This is a genomic window from Roseateles sp. GW821-FHT09H11 (assembly GCF_059415845.1).
Map to the genome: position 1 here is coordinate 389,499 of NZ_JBWKOA010000004.1, position 22,803 is coordinate 412,301.

The 22,803-nt window shown below is 68.8% G+C and carries 17 protein-coding genes; 10 read left to right on the plus strand and 7 right to left on the minus strand.

Annotation, left to right across the window (positions count from 1 at the left end; genetic code table 11):
- Positions 1-74 precede the first annotated feature (74 nt).
- From AC07PR_RS15710 to AC07PR_RS15720, 3 genes are read left to right on the plus strand one after another with little or no spacing between them, the layout of a single operon-like run.
- On the plus strand, positions 75-584 hold the full coding sequence (locus AC07PR_RS15710) for a hypothetical protein (RefSeq protein ID WP_495135816.1): 510 nt from the start codon (positions 75-77) through the stop codon (positions 582-584).
- 34 nt (positions 585-618) lie between these two features.
- Entirely contained in the window at positions 619-1,167 is a 549-nt protein-coding gene (locus AC07PR_RS15715) for a DUF2867 domain-containing protein (protein WP_495135817.1), read from the plus strand.
- Between the two features lie 45 nt (positions 1,168-1,212).
- Positions 1,213-2,064, plus strand: a complete 852-nt coding sequence (locus tag AC07PR_RS15720) for a class I SAM-dependent methyltransferase (protein WP_495135818.1) — start codon at positions 1,213-1,215, stop codon at positions 2,062-2,064.
- Between the two features lie 43 nt (positions 2,065-2,107).
- On the opposite strand, the gene AC07PR_RS15725 is transcribed toward AC07PR_RS15720, so the two are convergent.
- Complete coding sequence (locus tag AC07PR_RS15725) at positions 2,108-3,370, minus strand: MFS transporter (protein ID WP_483109004.1); 1,263 nt, start codon at positions 3,368-3,370, stop codon at positions 2,108-2,110.
- 282 nt (positions 3,371-3,652) lie between these two features.
- On the opposite strand from AC07PR_RS15725, the gene AC07PR_RS15730 reads away from it, so the two are divergent.
- Both AC07PR_RS15730 and AC07PR_RS15735 read left to right on the plus strand, forming a co-directional pair.
- On the plus strand, positions 3,653-4,435 hold the full coding sequence (locus tag AC07PR_RS15730; RefSeq protein WP_483109341.1) for a CsgG/HfaB family protein: 783 nt from the start codon (positions 3,653-3,655) through the stop codon (positions 4,433-4,435).
- 202 nt (positions 4,436-4,637) lie between these two features.
- Positions 4,638-7,286: an RICIN domain-containing protein gene (locus AC07PR_RS15735; RefSeq protein WP_495135819.1), complete on the plus strand. Its 2,649-nt coding sequence runs from the start codon at positions 4,638-4,640 to the stop codon at positions 7,284-7,286.
- A gap of 116 nt (positions 7,287-7,402) precedes the next feature.
- On the opposite strand, the gene AC07PR_RS15740 is transcribed toward AC07PR_RS15735, so the two are convergent.
- From AC07PR_RS15740 to AC07PR_RS15755, 4 genes are all read right to left on the minus strand, one after another.
- On the minus strand, positions 7,403-10,219 hold the full coding sequence (locus AC07PR_RS15740; RefSeq protein ID WP_495135820.1) for an alpha-galactosidase: 2,817 nt from the start codon (positions 10,217-10,219) through the stop codon (positions 7,403-7,405).
- Entirely contained in the window at positions 10,216-11,358 is a 1,143-nt protein-coding gene (locus AC07PR_RS15745) for an amidohydrolase family protein (protein ID WP_495135821.1), read from the minus strand. The genes AC07PR_RS15740 and AC07PR_RS15745 overlap by 4 nt, the downstream gene beginning before the upstream one ends.
- Positions 11,359-11,412: 54 nt before the next feature.
- Complete coding sequence (locus AC07PR_RS15750; RefSeq protein WP_377157316.1) at positions 11,413-12,237, minus strand: endo alpha-1,4 polygalactosaminidase; 825 nt, start codon at positions 12,235-12,237, stop codon at positions 11,413-11,415.
- Positions 12,238-12,419: 182 nt separating this feature from the next.
- Complete coding sequence (locus tag AC07PR_RS15755; protein ID WP_495135822.1) at positions 12,420-15,308, minus strand: TonB-dependent receptor; 2,889 nt, start codon at positions 15,306-15,308, stop codon at positions 12,420-12,422.
- Between the two features lie 335 nt (positions 15,309-15,643).
- Between AC07PR_RS15755 and AC07PR_RS15760 the strand changes: the two genes are divergently transcribed.
- The 5 genes from AC07PR_RS15760 to AC07PR_RS15780 all read left to right on the plus strand — a co-directional run bounded on the left by AC07PR_RS15760 (position 15,644) and on the right by AC07PR_RS15780 (position 21,183).
- Positions 15,644-16,534, plus strand: a complete 891-nt coding sequence (locus AC07PR_RS15760; protein WP_377157320.1) for an EamA family transporter — start codon at positions 15,644-15,646, stop codon at positions 16,532-16,534.
- Positions 16,535-16,585: 51 nt separating this feature from the next.
- Positions 16,586-17,908 (plus strand): D-tagatose-bisphosphate aldolase, class II, non-catalytic subunit, encoded by a 1,323-nt coding sequence (locus tag AC07PR_RS15765; RefSeq protein ID WP_495135823.1) that lies wholly within the window; start codon positions 16,586-16,588, stop codon positions 17,906-17,908.
- A 110-nt stretch (positions 17,909-18,018) separates the two neighbouring features.
- Positions 18,019-19,194, plus strand: a complete 1,176-nt coding sequence (locus tag AC07PR_RS15770) for an SIS domain-containing protein (protein WP_495135824.1) — start codon at positions 18,019-18,021, stop codon at positions 19,192-19,194.
- Between the two features lie 94 nt (positions 19,195-19,288).
- Positions 19,289-20,302, plus strand: coding sequence for a BadF/BadG/BcrA/BcrD ATPase family protein (locus tag AC07PR_RS15775; protein ID WP_495135825.1), 1,014 nt, complete (start codon positions 19,289-19,291; stop codon positions 20,300-20,302).
- 68 nt (positions 20,303-20,370) lie between these two features.
- A complete protein-coding gene (locus tag AC07PR_RS15780) occupies positions 20,371-21,183 on the plus strand; it encodes a DeoR/GlpR family DNA-binding transcription regulator (protein WP_377157326.1) in 813 nt (270 codons plus the stop codon).
- Between the two features lie 201 nt (positions 21,184-21,384).
- Here AC07PR_RS15780 and AC07PR_RS15785 read toward each other — a convergent pair whose 3' ends face one another.
- Both AC07PR_RS15785 and AC07PR_RS15790 read right to left on the minus strand, forming a co-directional pair.
- Complete coding sequence (locus AC07PR_RS15785; protein ID WP_495135826.1) at positions 21,385-22,239, minus strand: ChaN family lipoprotein; 855 nt, start codon at positions 22,237-22,239, stop codon at positions 21,385-21,387.
- A gap of 178 nt (positions 22,240-22,417) precedes the next feature.
- Positions 22,418-22,768 (minus strand): hypothetical protein, encoded by a 351-nt coding sequence (locus AC07PR_RS15790; protein WP_495135827.1) that lies wholly within the window; start codon positions 22,766-22,768, stop codon positions 22,418-22,420.
- Between the last annotated feature and the right edge of the window lie 35 nt (positions 22,769-22,803).

The window sequence follows — 22,803 nt, forward strand, 5'->3', positions numbered from 1 at the left end:
CTGTCCCCCTCATGTCCCGTTGGTCCTCGCTCTCGCCTCGCTGGCGTCTTGAACTCCTGTCGCTGGTCTGGGCCATGCCCCTGCTTCTCGCCATTTACGGCGCGAGCACCGGATTCGCTCCGTCCAGCGAGATGGTGGGAAAGGCGGCCTATGTCGCCGCGCCGCTCGCCCTGCTGCTCGTCATCACGATGCCCCGCAAGGCGGATCGTCCGCCCCTGCGATTCGGGCAGATCGTGTTTCTTGTGCTTGTGGGCCCTCCCCTGGCCTATGGGCTGGCGCTCTTCACTCTGGCGTTCGGTGCAGGGCACCTCATCAACGAGGCCGCCGGTCGGCCTGAGGCGCAACCCTTCGCGGTGGTCAGCAAGACCGACGAGCGTTGGAAGTTGTTCCCAGGCTGTGAGCTGAAGGTGCGCCTCGAACATCGAGACAGCGGCGAGCACGTCACGTCCTGCACCCCCGAGGAGTTCTGGAATCGCGTGGAGGTGAGACAGGACCTCCTGCTGCTGGTGCAGGCATCCTGGGCGGGGACTCGCGCGCTGCGCGATGCCTCGCCCGCCGACGCCGCCTCGTCCGCGGCTCGCTAAGATCGCCGCTCCTCCACGGCCCGGTCGCTTCCTGATGTCCATCGTCCGCCGCGTCTCGCCGCCGCGCGAGAGTCAGCTCGCGTCGACCTACGCTGGCGCGAACCTGGCCGACGCCTTCGCCATCACGCTGGCGCACGATGCGCCCGACGACGCGATGACGCTGGCTCGCGCGACGCTGGCCGATCCGCCGTGGTGGTTTCGCGCGCTGCTCGCGATCCGCGACGCCGCGGTGAAGCCGCTCGGGCTGAAGACCTCGGCGGCGATGCGCCAGCACCTCGATGAAATCGGCGTCGAGCACGTGGACATCTTCCGCGTGCTCTCCGCCACGCGCGAGGAGGCGATCTTCGGCGAGCAGGACCAGCACCTCGATTTCAAGCTGTCGATCCTGGTCCGTCGGGTGGACGGATCGACACGTCGCGAGGCAGTGGCGACAACAGTCGTGAACTGCCACAACCGGCTCGGGCGGTTCTACCTTGCGCTCATCCTGCCGGGCCACGTGCTGGTCGTGCGCTCGCATCTGGCCGCGGCGGCGCGGCGTTTCGGCGCGACCTCTCAGAAGTCCTCGGAGCCTCCCGGCGGCTGATCGGTCAGAATCGACGGACACTGGACCAGCGGAAGCGGGGACACGATGGACTGGCGATTGAAGGTGGGCCGACAGGCCGTCCTCGCACGGCTGCCTTTCGGTCAGGCGCTGCGCGGCGTCAAACGCAGGCTGCTGGGCTACCGCCCCGATCCGGACAACCTCAGCCAAACGCTGAAGAACTGGTCGCAGATGCGGGCGGCGCTCTCGCACACCGGCGGCTCGATTGAAGGCGCCACGGTGCTGGAGATCGGCACCGGCTGGTTCCCCACGATTCCCATCCTGCAATGTCTGCAGGGCGCCAGGCGCGTCTACATGTCCGACCTCAACGTCCATCTGGACGACGTCAGCTTCGCCGCGACGCTGGACTTCCTGCGCCGAGTCGATCCCGGGGACACACGGCTGCGTGCGATCAAGTCGCGCGCTGACCTGCCGCTGACCTACCTCGCACCGTTCGACGTCAATGCCATCCCGGACGGCTCGATCGACCTGGTGACCTCGCGCACGGTGCTCGAGCACATCCCGCCGGACGTGCTGCTCGATCTGTTCAAGGCTTTGCGCCCGAAGCTCTCCGCGCGGGGCCGCATGGTGCATCTGGTGGACCACTCGGACCACCTGGAACACTCGGACAAGTCGATCAGCAAGATCAACTTCCTGACCTGGCCGGACGGCAAGCACGCGTGGATCAACCGGCTGACGCGCGAAGGCGAGAACCGCCTGCGGCATCACGAATATCCGCCGCTGTTCGCTCAGGCCGGCTACCGCGTCGTGCTTGAGCAGAACAAGGTCCACGAGCCGACACGGCAGCTGGCGAAGTCGCTGCCGCTGCAGCCGCACTACGCGGCGATGACGCCGGAACAGCTGGCGACGATGTCGTCGCTGTACGTGCTGGAGCCGTGAGCGTCGACGGCCGCGCGACCGCCGATGAATGCCTCGCGCCGCATCAAGCGGCCGGCGCCGCCTTCTCCTGATCGCGCCTGCCGGCGGTGAGCCACAGGATCACCGCGAACACCGCGCCGCCGACGCTGGCGAGGCCGAAGAACAGCATCATCGACTCGTAGCCGGCGGGGTTCTGCGCGCTGGCACCGGCGCGGTCGTTGAGCCAGCCGGCGACGAGGTTGGCCCCGGCGATGCCGGCGTTCTGCGCCACCCACATCAGGCCGATGGCCGTGCCGAAGCGCGCGGGCGCGACCAGCTTGCTGGCCAGCGGCCACATCACCGCGGGCACGAGCGAGAAGCTCACGCCGATCAGCGCGGTCGAGATCCACAGGCTGGCCGAGGTGAACGCCATCGTCGCCATCGCGATGGGCAGCAGGATCGCGCCGAAGGCCAGGAACGGCGCGTAGCGGCCGACGCGGTCGCACAGCCAGCCGAAGGTCGGCGTCGCGAAGACGGCGGCGAGGAACACGTAGCTGTTCATCGCGCCCGCCGAGGCCAGGTCCAGGCCGTGCGCGTGCTGGAAGTACTTGATCGAGAAGGTGCTGCGGAACGCGAGGATCACGGAGTACCAGAGCACGCACAGCGTCAGCAGGTACCAATAGGCCTTGCCGAAGTGCAGCAGGTCGCGCCACACGAAGGGCTGCGCCTGCTGTTCGATCTCGCCCTTGGCGGAGGCGGCGACGCGGCGGTCCATCGCCCAATAGCACAGCGCGGCGGCGAACGAGGCCGCGGCCATCGCGGCGGCGATCATCAGCGGCGGTTGCCAGCCTTGCGCGTAGGCGGCGGGGAACCACGTCGGCGACATGTCGGAAGAGAACGACCCCAGGCGGCCGATCGAGAGCGCCAGTCCCATCGAGAACGCGACGTTGCCGCCGACGAAGTACTGGGCCAGCGCCGCGAGCGTGGCGATGCCGAAGGTCTCGGCGCCGATGCCGAACAGCAGCCGTCCCGCGGCCATGCCGGCGAAGCTCGGGCTGAGCGCGGTGAGCAGCGCGCCGAGGAAGCAGATCGCGGCCGTCCACAGCGTCATGCGCGCGGCGCCGAAGCGGTCGACGAGCACGCCGCCGACGAGGATCAGCACGACGTTGGGCAGGCTGTAGATCGCGTTGAGCAGGCCGATCTGCTGGTCGCTGAAGCCGCGCTGGCTCTGCAGCGCATCGGCGACGGGGCCGATGGAGTCGTACACGTAGTAATTGCCGTACAGCGACGCGGCGATCAGGGCGCACACCAGCCACGCGACGGCGCGGCTCGGGGACTTGTCGTTCATGAGGAGAGCCTCGAGGATCTTGTGCGGTCGCGGGGAACCGAAGGGGCGGATTCTCGCCTCCCCCTGGTAACCGCCCGTAAAGCTGCCGTCACGACGCGACATTCCGCGACGCAGCCACCCATCAGTGGGGGCCGGGTTCGCCCGCATTTGGGATAAGGTCCGGGCCGTTCCCGCAGCCCTTGCGTTCAGGAGATCCTCATGGCATTCGCGCGTTCCTTCGCCTCCATCGGCCCTTCTCTGCCCCGCGTGGGCGGCGTGATCGCCGCTTGCGTCGCCGTGGCGATGCTCGCCGGTTGCGGCAAGCAAGGCGCGACGCTGGGCGACGGCAGCTCGGAGATCACCGGCTCCGCCGGCCCGGCCGGCGCCAACAAGGCCAACCGCGAACTGATGAAGTGCGACGCGCCGGTCGCAACGTTGTCGCTGATGGAGAACCCCAACGGCTACACGATCAGCGCCCCCAACGGCCTGCCGAATTCGCCGCTGCCCCTCGTGCGCCTGCTCGCGCAGCAGAGCGGCTGCTTCCGCGTCGTCGATCGCAACTCGGGCCTCAAGGCCACGATCAAGGAGCAGGAGCTCAAGGACGCCGGCATCCTGCGCCAGCAGGGCAGCACCGTGCACAAAGGCAAGGGCTACGAAGCCCAGTACACGCTGATCCCGAGCCTGACCTTCAGCGAGCAGGACGCGGGCCGCCAGGTCGGCGGCATCCTCGGGATGATCCCGGTGCTCAACAAGTTCGTCGGCGCGGCCGAGCACATCAAGCTCAAGGAAGCGCAGGTCGCGCTGCTGCTCACCGACAACGAAACGACCGAGCAGGTCGCCGCCGCGACGGGCTCGGTGCGCGTCACCGACCTGGGCATGGGCGGGCTCGTGCTGGGCAAGCTCGGCGGCGCCGCGGGCGCGGGCTGGGCCAACAGCAATGAAGGCAAGGTCATCGCCGCGGCGTTCCTGGACGCGCACAACCAGCTCGTCGTCCAGGCCCGCATGCTGCAGGCCAAGGACCTGCCGGATCCGGTGCCGATGAAGAAGGCCGGAGACACCGCCAAGAAGGCCGCGGCTGGCGCATGACCTGACCCGCCACGCGGCCTGCGGCGGCGCGACCTCGATGGCGACGACCCAGGCGCCATCGAGCGTTCTGCAGCCCCCCCCTCCTCGGGAGAGGTAGTGTGTCCATCGACGCTTACCGCTGATTGCAGCTCTTGCGTCTACCCGTTGGAACCGCTTTCAAGGCACGGGAAGAATCGCCGTCGACTCACAACGAGAGACGAGCATGACCCTTGCTTCCAGCCCGAACTTCGGAAAGCTCCAGGCCGCGCCGACCGCGATCGCGCTGGCCGTCAGCCTGCTGCTGAGTGCCTGCGGCGGCGCCGACTCACCCGACTCGACCGCCGGCCCCGCCGGCACGGCGGCCTCCGATCGTGCGAGCGCCCAGGCGCAGTCGACGACGTCGCAGACCGCGTTTCCCGTGGGGCAGTACAGCCTGCGCGGCGTTCAATCGGGGATGTGCATCGACATCGAAGGCGCGAGCACGGCCGACGGCGCCAAGACACTCCAGATGCCGTGCAACGGTGCGGCCAGCCAGCGCTTCGACATCAGCGCCGCCGCCGACGGCAGCTACGCCTTCCGGAATGTCCGCAGCGGCAAGAACCTGGACGTCAGCGACATCTCGACCGCCAACGGCGCCCTCCTCCAGCAATGGGGCTACGGTGGCGGCGCGAACCAGCGCTTCGCCGTCGCGGCCAAGGGCGATGCGTTCCACATCGTCGCGAAGCACACCGGCAAATGCGTGGATGTGAAGGACTTCAGCCTCGTCGCCGGTGGTCGCGTCCAGCAATGGGACTGCGGCAACAACGACAACCAACGGTGGACGTTCGTGGCGGCCGGCACTCCGGCTCCGGCTCCGGCTCCGGCTCCGGCTCCGGCTCCAGCTCCAGCCCCTGCGCCCGCGCCTTCCCCTGCCCCCGCGCCATCGCCCGCGCCGGCGCCCTCGCCTGCACCAGCCCCGTCCCCCGCACCCGCCCCGTCGCCCGCGCCATCGCCGGCGCCTGCGCCTTCACCGGCTCCTGCTCCAGCCCCTGCGCCAGGACCGGCTCCCGCGCCGGCCCCCGGTCGCGGCGCCAACGTGCCGTGGGTCGAGTACCAGGCCGAAGACGGCCAGACCAACGCCCAGATCCTCGGCCCGAGCCGCCAGAAGTGGGACGCGAACCACATCGAGGCTGAAGCCATCGGCCGCAAGGCGGTGCGCCTGAACCGCACCGGCGACTACGCGTCCTTCAAGACCACCGCGGCCGGCAACGGCGTGGTGGTGCGCTACTCGATTCCCGACGCGCCGAACGGTGGCGGCATCGATGCCACGCTGGGCCTCTATGTGAACGGCGTGCGCGTGAAGTCGCTGCCGCTGACCTCGCGCTACAGCTGGTCCTACCAGGGCGGCCTGATCGGCGATCCGATCGTCGACAAGCCGGCCGGCCAGCCGCACACCTTCTTCGACGAAGTGCGCACGCTGCTGCCCGACAACATCCCCGCCGGCGCGACCGTCATGCTGCGCCGCGACGCGCAGGACACCGCGGGCTTCTACGTGATCGACCTGGTCGACATCGAGCCGGTGCCGCCGGCGCTGACGATGCCGGCGGGCTTCACCTCGGTGACGGCCTTCGGCATCCAGCCGGGTGACGGCAAGGACCATGCGAACGACGTGCTGCGCGCCCTGCGCTCGACCAGCAAGCTGTGGTTCCCGCCGGGCGACTACCTGCTGCAGAAGATCGACGGCGGCAACGTCGGCCTGGACAACCCCGGCATCGAGGTGCGCGGCGCAGGCATGTGGCACACCAACCTGCGCGGTCCGAAGTCGATGTTCTTCTGCTACGGCGCGAGCGCCCGCTGCGTCTTCGGCGACTTCTCCATCCTCGGCGAATCCAAGGCCCGCGCCGAGGAAACCGAAGGCGTGCAGAAGGCCTTCGCCGGCCCGATGGGCGCCAACAGCCTGATCGAGAACGTCTGGATCGAGCACGTGGTGGGCGCGATCTGGGTCGGCAACGATCCCCCGTACCAGACCCAGCCGACGCAGAACCTGACCATCCGCAACTGCCGCATCCGCAACACCTACGCGGACGGGATCAACTTCGACAACGGCACGTCCAACTCGCTGGTGGAAAACTGCCACCTGCGCAACACCGGCGACGACGCGCTGGTGGTGTGGTCCATCAAGTGGACCGACTGGGTGAAGGACAAGACCTGGCAGCTGGGCGACGGCTTCATCTCGCCCGCGGGGAAGAACGCGCCGGACCAGGGACAGGGCGTCAACAACGTGTTCCGCAACAACACGGTGCAGATGCCGTGGCGCGCCAACTGCTTCGCGGCCTATGGCGGCGCGGGCAACGTGTTCAAGGACAGCGTCTGCGAGGACGTGCTGACCTACCCGGGCATCCTGATCGACAACGAGTTCAGTCCGTATCCTTTCGGACCGGGGACGACGACCTTCAGCAACATCTCGCTGATCCGCGCGGGCGGGCCGATGTTCAACGAGAACACGGGCAACCCGTGGCTGCATGGCGCGCTGAAGTTCTACCTGCGCGAGGGCGACGTGAACGACATCCTGGTGGAGAACGTCGACATCATCGACCCGACCTACTCGGGCATCGAGTTCCGCGGCTTCGGCACGGCCTTCGTGCCGCCGGGCGAGAAGTTCCACCCCGACCTGCTGCGCGACGCCGACAACGCGAAGTTCCGCAACGTGAGGTTGAAGAACATCCGGATCACCAACCCGGGCCGGTACGGCATCGAGGTGGTCGACAACGGCGGTCGCGGCGCGGTCAACTTCGACGGCGTGGTGGTGACCAATCCGGCGCTCGGCGGCCTGAAGCAGGACAACGCGCCGGGGAGCTTCTTCATTCGAGGCAGCGGCAACGCGGGCTGGTGACTCCCTGTCTCACATCTCTCTCCGCGCACGGGGAGAGCAAGAGCGCTGGCGTACTTCCACCGCCGCTGGCCCTCACCCCTGCCCTCTCCCGCAAGCGGGAGAGGGAGTAAGACGGGCTAGGCTTCGAGTCGCAATTGTCCGAATGCGGCAGGCACATGGAAGTTGGCCTTCTCGCTGCCCGTCGGATTCCAGGCGCTGAACTGCCGCGATGCCTTGTTCCCTTCGATGCGGAACAGGTTGATCCGCCAGCCGTCGAGCGACTGCGCGTTGCGCGGCATCGGCACGACGAGCTCCGCCGTCCACATCCGGTGGACCTCGTCGACCGTGGTGCGCGCCCGGCTCTCGCCGATGAAGCGCTTGCGGCCCTGCCCGCGCACCTCGAGGTCCATCGTCAAGCCGTTCGGCGAGACCTCGACCTCGCGATAGCGGTCCGTGCCCGCGTCCTGCGGCGCCTGCAGGAAGACTTCGACGACGTCGCGCTCCCACAGCGGCCAGATGTCCGTGGCGGAGACCTCGCGCTCATAGGTCGTCAGCGCGTTGTAGCGGCTGCTGAAGCGCAGGTGCAGCGCGCCGTCCGCGTGCAGCAGCTGCACGCGCGTCGACTGCGTGCCGGTCAACGGCCGGCCGCGCCAGTCGTGCGCGAAGAACAGCGCCGGCGCTTCCTCCCACGCCGAGGCCAGCGCGAAGCCATCGCGGCCGATCAGCCGTGACGGCAGTCGCGCTGCGCGTGCGAGCGGGCGCTCGATCGCGGTGCTCAGCACCGCTTCGATCAGCAGGTTCTCCTTGAAGCTCACCTTCAGCGTCGGCCTCGCCGCGTCGACCGAACCGAGCTCCGTGCCGTTCACGTAGTCGCGGATCTTCCAGACGCCCGGGCCGAGGCCGCGCAGCGTCACCGAGCCGTCGAAGCTGGGCGCGTAGAACGCGTAGTGCATCACCCCGTTCTTCTCGACGACGTGCGTCTCAGGCTTGTCGAACGCGATGTCGTAGAGCTCGCCGCGATAGGCGCCGTCGGACAGGCCCTTCGCGTTGTGCGCGGTGATCCATTTGCGCCAGTGCGTCTCGCGCTCCGGCGTCAGCAGGAAGGAGTCCTTCGGCTTCGGATCCTCGGGCCAGGTGAACTTCGTCGACACCACGCCGCCGACGCCCACCGCGGACGCGAAGTCCATGCCGCCGGTCGACAGCTCGACGTGATCGCCGGCATACGCCGACCAGCGCCCCATCTGCGCCTTCAACGCCTTGCCCTTGTGACGCACCTGCCAGCTCGACAGCGGGTCCGACGCCGGCGCCTGGTCGATCCACGGCATGTTGTGGAACGCGTAGCTCGTGCCGCAGGGGCAGACCTCGACCACCGCCTCCGGATTCACCGCATGCGCCGCCTCGAACATCGCGCGGTAGAAGTCCGCCATGTGCTCGTACGAGTGCTCCGGCTTCGCATGTTGGTGCTTGGGGTTGAAGCACGGCGCGACGCCGTTCAGGTGCTGGCCGTCGACCTTCACGCCGTCGAAGCCCCAGTCCTGGATGATCTTGCGGAACATCGCCGCCGTGCGCTCCTGCGTGCCCTTCGCGCCCGGGCACAGGTAGAGGCAGTTCCACCACGTGATCATCTGCGGCGCGCCGTTCTGGTCGAGCAGCAGCAGATCCGCGTGTTCATGCAGCTCGTCGCTGCCCGGCGCCACCGCCAGCGGCGCGATCCACAGCCGCGCCTTCATGCCGCGCGCATGGATGTCGGTGACCAGCGCCTTCATGTCCTCCTCGCCGCGCGGGAACTTCTTGAGGTCGATGTCGAACCAGTCGCCCGTCTGGCGCTGCCAGCCGTCGTCGAGCACGGCCCATTTCAGGCCGAGCTCCTGCGCCTTCGGCAGCGTGGCGCGCACGCGCTCCAGCGAGAAGTCGCGCTCGTAGCCCCACGCGCACCAGACCGCGTCGTGCGCGCTGCGTGGCGGCTCCGGCGCGGCCAGGCCCTGTGCGTTCATGAGTCGCCGATAGCGGTCCAGCGGCACGAAGCAGTCGCCCTCGTGCACCGCGACGAAGGCCAGCGGCAGCGCCAGCGTCTCGCCCGGCGCGAGCGTGCGCGGCTCGTCGCCGCGCAGCGCGATGTCGACCTGCTCGCCGACGGCCTTCACCGGCAGCGAGACCAGGCGCGGCAGCTTGTCCAGGTGGCCGACCGCGACACCCAGGTCGCGCCGCCACACGTCCAACAGCGGCGTGCCGCCGCCGTAGTCGGACGAATCCATGCCGAGGAAGTTGCGCTGCTCGAAGCCGCGTTTGACCGGCTGCATCCAGTCGCGCCGGTCCGTGTGCGTCGAGCCCGAATAGGTCCACCATCCGCCCGCATGACGCGGCGCCGCCAGCAGGCGGTGCGACGCGACCGTCCAGCCCTGGACCATCAGCGCCTTGTCCGACCGGTTGATGAAGGCGACCTCGATCAACGCGACGCCGGGGTGCTCGTCAAGCAGCGTCACCGTCATCGTCTTCTCGACGGCCGCGCCCTCGGCCTTGCCGGTGAGGGTCAGGCGTTGTCCCGCGCCGAACGGCGTGGTGCCGCTGCTTGGGACTGCGCTCGTCAACGCGAAGCGTTCCAGGGTGCGGGGCGTCGTCGGCGGCGCCGCGCCGGCCGCTTCCGCGCCGAGCGCCGCGGCGCTGGCCGCCACGGGCTTCAGTTCCGCGATGACGAGTTGCTCCCCCGCATCGAAACCGGTCAGCGCCAAAGGTCGCGCACCACCGAGGCGAACGATCCGGCTGCGCATGCGTTCATCGAATTGCAGCGAGAGCCGCTCGTCCTGCAGCCGCACGTGGCCGCGACCGAGGTCGGCCGCGCGCGCCGCCGCGGCCGCACCGGGCGACGCGACCGTCGCGGCCAGCGCCAGCTTCGGCGTGATCGTCGCGACCGGGGCCGCCCCCAGCCATTGGAGGAACGCGCGGCGCCCGGTCATTGAGCCGCCTTCCAGGCGGTGGGATAGCTCCGCTCGGCGTTGAGGTGGTACAGCTTGTCGACGACGACCTTGGGCAGGCCGAGGCCCTTCACCGGCTTCTTGAGATCGGACACCTTGAACGACTCCTCCGTGTTGAAGTAGCGCCAGTGCATGCGCCACACCGGCTCGACTTCCTTCAGCAGCTCGGCCCCCGATTGTTGCGGCGGTTGCGAGACGTCGGTGCCGTACATCAGACGGTCCTGGTACTTGATCATGAAGGCGCGCACCTTCGCGCGGTCCAGCTGGCTCTGGTACTGCAGCTGCCCGATGCGCGCGGCCAGGTCGACCTTGGCCAGCGGGAAGCGGTCCAGGAACGCGGCCAGCTCGTCGACGTTGCGCTCCAGCGAGGCCATGTGCATGCCGACGAACTTCAGCCTCGGATGCGCCGCGACCATGCGGTCGCGCGCGGCCATCTGGTCTTCCCAGCTCGGCATCTCCGGATGCAGCGCCATGTGGTACTGCGGGTGGTGCGCGAAGTACTCGCGGTCGTTGATGACCGTCATCTTGTCCAGCGGCAGCCAGCAGTTGTGCGGCTCGCCCTGGTGACCGAGCATCGTGATGCCCTGGTCCTCGAAATACGTGAACAGCGGCTTGAATCGCGCGTCGTCGATCATGACGAGCCGGCCCTGCTTGTCGCGCAGGCTCATGCCGATGTTCTTCCACACCTTCACGCCGACCGCGCCGGCGCGCAGGCCGGCATCGACGCGCTGTTTCGTCGCGTCGAGCCAGCCTGGTTGATCCGAGGTCTCCGACGAGAAACTCACCGCCCACGCCACGTCCGCCGGACGTGCCTTGCGCAGCTCGATCGCCGCCTGCTGCTGCTCGTCCAGCGGCGGGAAGTCCGGGTAGTCGACGTTGATCGTCAGCACCTTGAAGCCGAGCTGGCGCGCGGCGTCGATGAACGCCGGATCGGCGTTGTGCAGGTGCACGTGCGAATCGATCTTCGGGACCTTCGCGAAGTCCGCCATCGTGTAGCGGGCTCCGTCAGCTTCCTTGGACTTCGTTGCCGCCAGGACGCCAGAGGAGGCGACCATCGCGACGGCCGTCAGTGCGGCGCTCAGCAGGACCGGCAGCGCGGCGCGGACGGGAGTTCTCGTCATGTGGGTCATGGGATCAACAACAGTGGAAACAGTGGGAACTGATGAGAGAGACGGTCAGTTGCAGCTGTAGCGGTAGGCGTCGTCCAGATCCAGCGGCAGCACCAGCGTGCGGATCTTCGCGGCGGTCATCTTCGCGCAGAGCTTGTCGCGCGCGCCGTTGGTGTTCTTCTTGTACTTGGACGCGTACTCGGCGTTGAACACGGGCTTGTTCTTGCTCGTGAAGACCGAGTAGCCGCCGCACTCGTCGTACTGGTTGCACTGCTCGTTGACGGCCATGTCGAAGTAGGGCTCCAGTTGGGCCAGCTGGTCGACGTCGTTCTTCAGCGCGATCGCCAGGCCGCGGCCGTGGGCGGCGTTGGCGAGGTACTTGTTGTAGTCGAGCTGGGTCGCGGCCGTCAGCGGGAAACCGGTCGAGTTGGTGTACCCGTCGACGTTGTCCGGCTCGACGCCGTCGCAGCCCTTCGAGACGGCCAGGTCCAGCCGGCTGAGCATCACCGCGCGCACGTTGGCGGAGCGCGTGTCCAGCCACTTCTCGCCGGCCCAGCCGTCCAGCGCGTTGCCCATGTCGGCGGCGTTGAAGCTGCCGAAGTCGGCGCGCCAGTTCTCCGAGCTGCCGGCGGAGAAGTAGCAGACGACCTTGCGGCCCTGCGCCTTCAACCCGGCGATCGTCTGCGCGGAAGTGTCGAAGAGGTCGATGTCGTACACGGCCACGTTGTAGCCGGTGTTGAGCGTGCCCGTCAGTTGCCACTGCCAGGTCGTGTTGACGCCGGGCTTCCACCACGACTGCGCTTGCGCGCCGGTCGCGGCGGTGAGACCCACCGCAAGCGCGGCGGCGGTGGCGAGGCGGGTGGCCATCGAACGGATCAGCGATCGTTTCATGAGTTCTCCTGGGATGCGGCCGGCAACGCGGCCTGCTTGTTGTGGAACGCCCAACGTCCTCTCAAGAACATCCCGACTCGAATGCGGCGACCGGATGACGCCGACTGGATGGCCCAATCCGACGTCTCCCGTCTGTCCTGCTTGCTTGTCTAGCTCGTGTTCTTTTTTTGATCGGCGCGGCCTCAGAACTTGATGCTCGCCCCGATCGTGAACGCCCTGCCCCAGCGGTTGTAGCCCTGCGGCAAGGTGATGTCGCCGTTGCCCAGCGTGTACTCCTGCTTGGCATCGGTCAGGTTGCGGCCCTCGATGGAGATCCGCAGCCACTTGTTGACTTCGTACGCGGCCTGCGCGGTCAGCCAGGTGATGGCCTTGGCGCGCTCGTTGAAGCCCGGGCCGATCACGTTGATCGCCGACACGAACTCGTCCGTGTGGTCGGCCGTGGCGCTGATGCTCCACGGGCCCTTCTCGTACAGCAGGCCCAGCGACGAGGTCGCCGGCGCGATGCCTTCCAGCGGACGCTTCTCGCCGCCCACCCAGCTGTCGGAGCGGTTGCGCGTGTACTGCGCCCGCACGCCGAAGCCGTTGTCCCACAGGTGCTGGAAGCCGATCTCCATGCCGCGGACCTTGGCCTTGTCGCCGTTGATCGGCTTCATCACGTTGAACAGGTGACCCGGCACGCCGATGTCGACGCCGGTCTCCCAGCTGGTGGTGATCTGGTTCTTGATGTCCTTCTGGAACACCGCGAAGGTCAGCGCCGAGTTGCGCGCGTAGTACCACTCCAGCGACGCGTCGTACTGCTTGGCGCTGTAGGGCTTCAGGTCGGCGTTGCCGCCGAAGACCTGCGTGAAGTCGCCCCAGGCGACGCTGGCCGTCGTGCTGGTCGGCGCGAGCTGCTCGACCGACGGACGCGCCATCGTCTTCGCGGCGCCCAGGCGCAGCTGCAGCTTGTCGGTGAAGTGCCAGACGAAGTTGGCCGACGGCAGGCCGTAGGTGTACTCGGCGTTCTGGCTGATCTCGGTCGGGTCCGCGTAGACGGCGGAGTAGTTGAATGGGCCGTTCTCGGTCAGGCTCTCGATCTTGGCGTCCCAGGCCTTGGCCGTGGTCTTGGTCTTGACCAGGCGCACGCCGATGTCCGCGTTCCACTGCTCGCCGGAGAGGTCCGCCTCGATGAAGAACGAGGTCGTCTTCTCCCGCACGCGGTAGCTCTGCAGCGGGTTCCAGACCGGGCCGGCCTGGCTGAAGTCGTAGGTGCCGCCGTCGGGGCGCGGCTTGCCGTTGTAGGCCTGCAGCGCCGCCAGGTAGTTGGGCACGTCGAAGCCCAGGAAGCTGCGCGGGAAGCTGCCGCTGACGCCGTTCATGAAGTTGGGCGGGGTCAGGTGCTCGTTGAGCACGTTGCCGCCGAGCTGGCCGACGTTGATCGCGTTGGTGCCGGAGTAGTAGTTCTCGCCGCCGTTGATCGCGTTGTCGACCAGGTCGCGGTTCTTGTCGCGCCGCGTGGCCTGCACGCCGAACTGGATCTGGTCGACGTTGAAGCGGTCCACCGACCAGGCGCCGTTCAGCGTCAGGCCGCGGATCTTGTCGTCGATGTTGTCGCCGCTCAGGCCCAGGTAGTGGGTGTTGAAGTCGCTCGGGCCGAAGGCGCCGCTGGCCAGGCCGGAGATCAGGTCGCGGCCGTCGGCGAAGGTGGTCTTGATGTCGGGCACCTGCGAGCCGGTCAGGTTCACCGTCGTCACGTTGGGCTGGTTCATGCGCAGCACCGTGTAGGTGTCCTGCCCGCCCGAGTGCCGCTTGGAGGTCGACTGGTAGACGTCGCCGTTGAACTTCAGCGTCTCGGTGGCCTTCCACTCGGCGTTGATGCCGTAGACGGCGCTGTCGACGACGCGGTGCGTGGTCAGGTTCAGCAGCTCCGGATTCAGCATCAGGTCCGGGTCGGTGCTGTCCATCGTGAAGCCGGTGACGACGCCGTTCTGGGTCTTGATGTTGGACCAGCGGCCCGGCGAGAACAGCGTGTAGAACGACTGCTGATAGCCGACCTGCGGCGAGTTCAGCCGCGTCTTGATCCCGTCGACGGTGACCTTGAGCGCGTCGCTCGGCCGCCATTCGACCTTGCCCGACAGGGCGGTGCGCTTCTTCTGTTCCTGGATGGTGCCGACGCGGAACTGGCCCGGGCCGATCAGGCCCTCTTCATCGGGGTCCAGCACGCCGTTGCCGTTCGGATCGATGTTGCCGCCCCAGGCGTTGCCGGTCCAGTTGGCGGCCGGGTCGGAGATCGGGTTGCGCGTCCAGCCGCCGTCGTTGCCGGCCGTGTCGGTGCGGACCTTGCGGTCGGCGTAGACCACGCCGAACAGCACGCCCAGCTCCTTGCCGAAGGTGTTGCTGTAGGTGGCCGAGACCTTGCCGCCGTTGAGCTTGGACATCGTGTTGCGGTCGCCCTCGACGCGCAGGATGCCGTGCTGGCCGGGCTGGTCGAAGGGGCTGGCGGAGCGCAGGTTCACCAGGCCGCCGATGGCGCCTTCCATCACCGAGGCCTGCGCGGACTTGACGACGTCGGCGCCGCTGATGATGTCCGAGGGCAGCACGTCGAACGCGAAGTCGCGGCCTTCGCCGTCGGTGGCGAGGATGCGGTTGTTGAAGGTCGTCAGCGTGTATTCGGGGCCCAGGCCGCGGACGCTGACCTTCTGGCCTTCGCCGCCGGCGGTGCGCGAGATCGACACGCCGGTGATGTGGCTCAGCGAGTCGGCGACGTTGTCGTCGGGGAATCGGCCCAGCTCGGTCGCGCTGATGCTGTCCTGCACGCCCGACGCGCTGCGCTTGAGGTTCAACGAACGCTGCAGGCTGGCGCGGGTGCCGGTGATCTCGACGCGCTCGAGCGTCTGGTCGGCGTCCTTGGCCTTGGCGTCGGCCTTCGATTCAACGGATTGGGTGTTGGCGGGCGCCGAGGCGGCGGCGGCCGCGGGCTGGACCTGCGCCTGGGCCGCGCCCACGGCGGTCAGCGCGGCGATCGCGGCGGCGGCGGCGACGGGCCGCGGCGCAAAACCGGCAATCAGGAGGGAGGACAGGGGAGCTCGCATCTCATGGTTCCTTTGTTGGCTTGTCCGCTGCCAGTCCTGGACCTCGACCGGCTTGCCGCAAGTCTACGTAGTCTTTCGATTAATTTCGCATATCGTTTTTACCGACGTTTATTCTTTCGAATTGATGACGCACGAAAGAATTCGAGCAAGACAATCACTGATTCGCACCTCGATAGCGCCTGATTTCTCCGGGTTTTCCCGCGAAATACACCACTTCAGGGCCTGTCACGGTTTCTTCCGTTGTGTTTCCGGTTTCCTTGCCCTATTCTTTCGTTCGAAAGCTTCCGACGATCCACCGAGCCCGTCGAGCCCCCTCCAAGAAAGAAAGCAATCCCATGCAACGACATTGGCTGACCTACGCGCTTGTCACGACCCTGTTCTGGGGCGCGTGGGGGGCGCTGACGGGCTTGTCTTCCGAACGCGGCTTCCCGGACACGCTGGTCTACGTCGTGTGGGCGCTGACGATGATCCCGCCGGCCGTGTTCGTGCTGGCCCGCGCCGGCTGGAAGCTGCAGCGCGACCGCCGCGCCGTGATCCAGGGGCTGACCGTCGGGCTGCTGGGCGCGGGCGGGCAGATGCTGCTGTTCCGCGCGGTCGAGTCCGGCCCGGCCTACCTGATCTTCCCGATCGTGTCGCTGTCGCCGGGGGTGACGATCGCGCTGTCCTTCGGACTGCTGCGCGAGCGTACCGGCAAGCTCGGCGTCGCCGGCATCGTGCTGGCGCTGTGCGCACTGCCGCTGTTCGACTACCAGCCCGGCCAGCAGAGCCAGGCGCTGGGACTGTGGTTCGCGCTCGCCGTCGTCGTCATGGCGGCGTGGGGCCTGCAGGCCTACTTCCTGAAGACCGCCAACAACGCCGCCAGCGCGGAGAGCGTCTTCTTCTACATGACCGTCAGCGCGCTGCTGTGCATCCCGGCCGCGCTGTGGATGACGGACTTCTCCAAGCCGATCCCGTGGGGCTGGGACGGCCCCGGCCTGGCCGCCGTGATCCAGGTGCTCAACGCGATCGGCGCGCTCACGCTGGTCTACGCCTTCCGCTACGGCAAGGCGCTGGTCGTCTCGCCGCTGGTCAATGCCGGCGCCCCGCTGCTGACGGCGCTCGCCTCGATGGCGATGAGCGGCGCCACGCCCGGCGGCTTCAAGCTGGCCGGCGTCGCGCTGGCGCTGCTCGCCGCGCTGCTGCTGGCCCTGCAACCCGAAGGCGACAGCAAGGACAGCAAGGCCTGACCCCGGCGTCCCGCCGTCCGCCCCACCCTCATTCGACAGGAAGGATTCCCCTTGAAGCTCATGCTCGATCTCGTGCGGCGCCACAAGCAGTCGGCGCCGGGATCTTCGGCCGGTCCGGCCATCGGCACGGCCGCTCCGGCCATCGGCATTCCCTCGATGTGCTCGGCCCATCCGGTCGTCATCGCCGCGACGCTGCGCGAGTGCGGCGCGCTCGGCCGCCCCGCGCTGATCGAGGCGACCTCCAACCAGGTCAACCAGGACGGCGGCTACACCGGCATGACGCCGGTCGACTTCCGCCGCTTCGTCGAGGCGATCGCCCAGGCCGAGGGCGTCGCCACCGATCTGCTGATCCTCGGCGGCGACCACCTCGGCCCGAACGCCTGGCGCAAGTTGCCGGCCGCGCAGGCGATGGCCAAGGCGGAGGTGATGGTGGCGCAGTACGTCGCGGCCGGCTTCCGCAAGATCCACCTGGATTGCTCGATGTCCTGCGCGGACGATCCGGTGCCGCTGTCCGAGGCCGAGATCGCCGCCCGCGCCGTGCGCCTGTGCCTGGCCGCCGAGGCCGCCTGGCGCGACACGCCCGACCGCGGCGAACCGCCGGTCTACGTCATCGGCACCGAGGTGCCGGTGCCGGGCGGCGCGCATGAGGACCTGGAAGACCTCGCGGTGACCTCGCCCGAAGCGGCCGGCGCGACGCTGGCGCTGCACCGCGATGCCTTCGGCAAGGCCGGACTCGAAGCGGCCTGGGAACGCGTGATCGCGATGGTCGTGCAGCCGGGCGTCGAGTTCGACCACCACAAGGTCATCGACTACAAGCCCGAAAAGGCGCGCGCGCTGAGCGCGTTCATCGCATCGCAGCCGGGCCTGGTCTTCGAGGCGCACTCGACGGACTACCAGACGCCCGAACGCCTGGCGCAACTCGCGCGCGACCACTTCGCGATCCTGAAGGTCGGCCCGGGCGCGACCTTCGCGCTGCGCGAGACGCTGTGGGCGCTGGCCGCCGTCGAGCGCGAATGGCTCGGCCCGCAGGCCGGCCAGGGCAACCTGATCGACACGGTGCTCGGCGTGATGCGCGCGGAGCCCGGCCATTGGCAGCCGTACTACCAGGATCCCTCGCGCCTGCAGGTCGATCTGGCCTACAGCCTGAGCGATCGCATCCGCTACTACTGGGCGCACCCGAAGGTCCAGACCGCCTGCGCGGCGCTGCTGGACCGGCTGGAGCATTCGCCGCCGCCGCTGACGCTGCTGAGCCAGTTCCTGCCGCGCCAGTACGACGCGATCCGCGACGGCCGCCTGCGCAACCGTCCCGCGGAACTGCTCCGCGACGGCGCCGCGCAGTCGCTGCGGCCCTACCTCGCCGCTTGCGCCGCCTGAAGACCTGACTGCTTGAACGCCCGACCGTCCGGATGCCAGAACGCGTGACCGCCTGAACGCCTGAACCGCTCCGACACCCGGCCCTTTCCCACAGAACAAGACCCGTCACGATGAGCCTGCTCCACTTCGAACCCGCCGAACTCGACCGCCGCGGCGCCACGCACACCGCGCGCGAGATCGCCCAGCAACCGCAAGTCTGGCGCAGCGTGCATGCGCTGGTGCAGTCGCAACGCGCGGCGATCGACGCCTTCCTGCAGCCGCTGCTGGCGCTGTCGGACCTGCGCATCGTGCTGACGGGCGCGGGCAGCTCCGCCTTCATCGGGCAATGCCTGACCCCCGCGCTGCTGCAGCAACTGGGCGCGAAGCCCGGCCTCCGCGTCGAGGCGATCGCCACCACCGACATCGTCTCCAACCCCGCGCAATGCCTGCAGCCCGGCGTGCCGACGCTGCTGGTCTCGTTCGCCCGCTCGGGCAACAGCCCCGAGAGTCTGGCGGCGGTGGACCTGGCTGACGCGACCCTCGGCGAGTGCCATCACCTCGCGGTCACCTGCGCGGCCGAAGGCACGCTGGCGCGCCGGCTCGGCGAGCGCGAACGCGCCCACGTGCTGCTGCTGCCCGACGAGACGCATGACCGCGCCTTTGCGATGACCTCGAGCTTCACCGGCATGCTGCTGGCCGCGGCCTGGGCCTTCGGCATGGCGCTGCCGTCGGCCGAGACGCTGGGCGACGCGGCGCGCCAGCTGCTCGCCACCGAGGCCGCCCGCCTGGACGCGCTGAACGCGCAGCCCTTCGAGCGCGTCGTCGTGCTCGGCAGCAACGGCCTGCAGGGCCTGGCGAAGGAAGCGGCGCTGAAGGTGCTGGAGCTGAGCGACGGACGTCTCGTCGCGCTGGCCGATTCGCCGCTGGGTTTCCGCCACGGCCCGAAAACCATCCTGAACGACCGCACGCTGGTGCTGATCGTGCTGTCCAACGACAGCTACACCCGGCGCTACGACCTGGACCTGCTGCGCGAGCTGCGCCGCCAGGGCCGCGGCCGGATCGTCGCGCTGAGCACCTCGGCGTTGAACGCGGAGGACGCGCTGGCCGCGGACGACGTGCTGCTCGACCTGCCGGTCAACGCGCCCGACCTCGCGCTGACGCCGGTGGCGCTGGTCTTCGCGCAATGCCTGGCGCTGCTGGCCTCGCTCAAGCTCGGCATCACGCCGGACAATCCGAGCGCGTCGGGCACCGTGACGCGCGTCGTCAGCGGCGTCATCATCCATCCGCTCGCCGCGGCGGCGCCTTGAGTCGCCCGGCGCCCGCACCACGACTCTCGCAGCGACGCGCCCCACGGCTTGCACCCGCATCGCCCCGACCTCCGACCAGCCCGATGATCCGCTCATGACTCCCGTCACCCACGACGCCACCGACCGCCCGATCTTCCTCGGCATCGACGGGGGCGGCACCAAGACCTCCTTCCTGCTGCTGGACGGCGACGGCCGGCTGCTGGCGCGTCACGTCGGCAGCACCAGCTACTACCTCGAGATCGGCTTCGACGCGCTGCGCGCGCTGCTGCGCGACGGCGTCGCCGAGACGCTGAAGCAGGCCGACCTGGCGCCGTCGCGGGTGACGTCGACCTTCGCCGGTCTGCCCGCCCACGGCGAGGACAGCGCGCTGCTGGCCGACTTCGACGGTCTGCTGGCCGGCGTGCTGCCGCGCGCGGTCATCGGCAACGACATGGTCTGCAGCTGGGCCGGCTCGCTCGGCGGCGACGACGGCATCAGCCTCGTCGCGGGCACCGGCTCGATCGCCTACGGCGAGTGGCAGGGGCGCGGCGCGCGCTCCGGCGGCTGGGGCGAGGTCTTCGGCGACGAGGGCTCGGCCTACTGGCTCGCGCGCGAAGGCCTCGCGCTCTTCTCGCGCATGGCGGACGGGCGCGCCGCGCCGGGACCGCTGCTCGGCCTCGTGCGGGAACACTTCCAGCTCGCACACGACCTGGACCTCTGCGCGGCGATCAACGGCGACGCGGCGCGCAGCCGGCTCGCGCAGTTCGCGCGGCTCGTGTCCGCGGCGGCGGCCGACGGCGACGCGCAGGCGATCGTGCTGCTCGGGCGCGCCGGCGAGGAGCTCGCCGCGCTCGCGGGCGCCATCGCCCGGCAACTGGCGCTGCCGGCGGACGCGACGGTGCCGGTCTCCTACACCGGCGGCGTCTTCGAGGCCGGCGCCACCGTCACCGAGGCGCTGCGGCTGGCGCTCGCGCGCGAGGTCCCGGGCGCCGAGTTGATCGTGCCGCGCTTCGGTCCGGAGATGGGCGCAGCCATGTACGCCGCTCGGCTGGCGGGCGTGCAGCTCCGGCCTGCGACGGCCGCTGGCCCTCACCCCCACCCTCTCCCGCAAGCGGGAGAGGGAGCCTGAGGGTCGGGCCGGGGCTTGCGAACATCGCCGGATCGATATCATCCGAAAGTTCATCGCTTCCGTTTCCCATGACCACCACCACTACTTCCACCATCGCCGAGAAGCCTGACGCCGCGTTGCTGATCGACGAGCGCCGGCGGCTGATCCGCGAGCAGGTGCAGGCGCAGGGCAAGGTCACGGTGGAGGAGTTGGCCGAGCGCTTCGGCATCTCGGTCGTGACGATCCGCAGCGACCTGAACGCGCTGGCGTCGACGGGCGCGCTGCTGCGCACGCACGGCGGCGCGCTGGCGCATCGCGACACCGAGGAGGTGCCGATCAGCGTCAAGCAGAAGCTGCACCACGAGCAGAAGGTGCGCATTGCCGTCGAGGCGGCCAAGCTGATCCGCGATGGCGAGACCATCCTGCTGGACTCCGGTTCGACGACCGAGGAGATCGCCAAGCAGATCCGCGGCCTGCGGCTGCAGTCGCTGAACGTCATCACCAACGCGCTGAACATCGCGGTGCTGCTGGCGACGGTGCCGGGCGTCAACGTGATCATGCCGGGCGGCCTGCTGCGGCAGAACTCGTATTCCCTGTCCGGACCGCAGGCGGTCACGGCGCTGCAGAGTCTCTACGCGGACCGCCTGTTCCTGGGTGTCGACAGTCTCGACCCTGAGATCGGCCTGATGACGCCCCACCTGCTGGAAGCGCAGCTGAACGCCCAGATGATGAAGATCGCGCGCCAGATCGTGGCGGTCGCGGACGCGTCCAAGCTGATGAAGCGCAACCTCTCGGTGATCGCGCCGGTCGAGCAGATCGACATGCTGATCACGGACAAGGAGGCTGACGAGGCCATCGTCGGCGAACTGCGACGCCGCGGCGTCGAAGTGGTCCTCGCATAACCGCGACCTCCACAACGCCACCGCCGCCGCCGACGTCGCGATCGCTCTTTCCTTACTCCCGCAGTCCTCGGTCGCAAAACCGTGAACGGACGACAGTGATGGGGGACGGCATTGCTTGGGGTTCAGCCGCTTGCCGGCTGCGGCCCCATGCAATGGCGGCCGACGCCCCGCCTGCTGCAGGTAGGCGGTCTCCCCCGGACATCATTTCCTGAACTGCGCGCAGGGGTCTTCGCGAGAGGGCGCGGGTGCGCGCTCGACGCGGTCGTAGCCGCCGGCTGTTGCTGCGCTGCCGGGCTCGAGATACGCGATGGCATCGATGTCCGACGCCGGCACCCCGGCCGCCTGCAGGTAGACCGGCACGGCGACATCGCGGCGCACGTGCCCGTTCCCGGCGATCAGCACGACGCGCTTCGCGCCCGACTTCCTCGCATCGAGCATTGCCTGCGCCATCGCCGCGTCACGCGCGCGTTGCGCCTGGACCATGCCGGGCAGCATGGCCTCCGGCATCGCGCCGCAATGGCCGTCCTGGATGTCCTTGCGCAGTGCGTCCTGCTGCGTGCCGTTCCAGACGGTGCGATCGCGCAGCGCGATGAGATCCGCGGGCCAGGCGGCGTCGCCTTCGCGGACGATCTTGCGGACCTGGTCGCGATCGATGTTGCCGCCGCGGACTTCCGCGCCGGATTGCAGCGCGACGTCGAACAGCGGTTGGTGGAGCGGCCAGCGCCAGCCCTTGCGATCGAACTTCGCCGCATCGATGACGGCGTTCACATCGCCCGGAGACGCCATGCGCGCCTGTGCGACGGCCGCGTCCTCGCCGCGCGAGAACTGCTCGAAGACGACCACCGTCTTCGGCTCCTGCGCGATCAGCCGACGCAGTTGTTCGGCGCGGGCGCGGTGGTGTTCGGGGTTGTCGTGCAGCTCGCCGAGCAGCACGAATTCGGGCTCGACCTGGGAGGACGCCGGCGTCGTCCGCGGCGCCTCGGTGGTGGATGACGCGCACGCCGCGAGCAGGAGAGGAAGAAGCACCGACGCGGCGCCGCGAGAGGCAATGTTCATGGAAGCAGTCCTGGGGGCTGGGAGTGTGAACAGGCCTGGCGACGTCGCCGCGGTGCGCGGAAGGCGCGCTCGCAGCGATGGCTGGGTCGGGCCCGCATTGTCGGGCATCCGCCCCGCGGACACGACGGCCGGCATCACACGAAGCCGGCCACCGTCCCGCTCCCGGAACAGCGCCGGTTCAGAGCACCGCGTTCGCCTGCTCGACCCCTTGCGGCTGATTCATCAGCACGCCGGGGTTGAGGCCGACAGCGATCCGCAACACGTTCTCGGCCAGGGCGTCGGCCGCGATGCGGTCGACGTCGGTCGTGGCCAGGAACCCTGCCGAGATGGCCTGGATCAGCTGCTGCTCCTGCGCGTCGGGCAAGGCCGCTTTCACGGCCGAGCCATTGAACTCAGCCCATTCCCCGGCAAACGGGAGGAACCAGGTCGACTGACTCAGGATCGAACCCGCGTATTCCAGCGCGAGCATCGACGATTCGACATCGACGATCGTCGTGGTCTGGGGCGTGGACGGCAATGAAGTCGTCATGAGAAGTTCTCCTTCGGAAGAATGGCACGTCAGGC

Bases quoted from the DNA above. Each gene is read 5' to 3' on its own strand.
- AC07PR_RS15735 (WP_495135819.1), top strand. From the start codon at position 4,638: ATGACCCTTGCTTCCAGCCCGAACTTCGGAAAGCTCCAGGCCGCGCCG.
- AC07PR_RS15730 (WP_483109341.1), top strand. From the start codon at position 3,653: ATGCTCGCCGGTTGCGGCAAGCAAGGCGCGACGCTGGGCGACGGCAGC.
- AC07PR_RS15775 (WP_495135825.1), top strand. From the start codon at position 19,289: ATGACTCCCGTCACCCACGACGCCACCGACCGCCCGATCTTCCTCGGC.
- AC07PR_RS15790 (WP_495135827.1), bottom strand. From the start codon at position 22,768: ATGACGACTTCATTGCCGTCCACGCCCCAGACCACGACGATCGTCGAT.
- AC07PR_RS15745 (WP_495135821.1), bottom strand. From the start codon at position 11,358: ATGACGAGAACTCCCGTCCGCGCCGCGCTGCCGGTCCTGCTGAGCGCC.
- AC07PR_RS15770 (WP_495135824.1), top strand. From the start codon at position 18,019: ATGAGCCTGCTCCACTTCGAACCCGCCGAACTCGACCGCCGCGGCGCC.
- AC07PR_RS15755 (WP_495135822.1), bottom strand. From the start codon at position 15,308: ATGCGAGCTCCCCTGTCCTCCCTCCTGATTGCCGGTTTTGCGCCGCGG.
- AC07PR_RS15740 (WP_495135820.1), bottom strand. From the start codon at position 10,219: ATGACCGGGCGCCGCGCGTTCCTCCAATGGCTGGGGGCGGCCCCGGTC.
- AC07PR_RS15715 (WP_495135817.1), top strand. From the start codon at position 619: ATGTCCATCGTCCGCCGCGTCTCGCCGCCGCGCGAGAGTCAGCTCGCG.
- AC07PR_RS15710 (WP_495135816.1), top strand. From the start codon at position 75: ATGCCCCTGCTTCTCGCCATTTACGGCGCGAGCACCGGATTCGCTCCG.
- AC07PR_RS15780 (WP_377157326.1), top strand. From the start codon at position 20,371: ATGACCACCACCACTACTTCCACCATCGCCGAGAAGCCTGACGCCGCG.
- AC07PR_RS15760 (WP_377157320.1), top strand. From the start codon at position 15,644: ATGCAACGACATTGGCTGACCTACGCGCTTGTCACGACCCTGTTCTGG.
- AC07PR_RS15750 (WP_377157316.1), bottom strand. From the start codon at position 12,237: ATGAAACGATCGCTGATCCGTTCGATGGCCACCCGCCTCGCCACCGCC.
- AC07PR_RS15785 (WP_495135826.1), bottom strand. From the start codon at position 22,239: ATGAACATTGCCTCTCGCGGCGCCGCGTCGGTGCTTCTTCCTCTCCTG.
- AC07PR_RS15725 (WP_483109004.1), bottom strand. From the start codon at position 3,370: ATGAACGACAAGTCCCCGAGCCGCGCCGTCGCGTGGCTGGTGTGCGCC.
- AC07PR_RS15720 (WP_495135818.1), top strand. From the start codon at position 1,213: ATGGACTGGCGATTGAAGGTGGGCCGACAGGCCGTCCTCGCACGGCTG.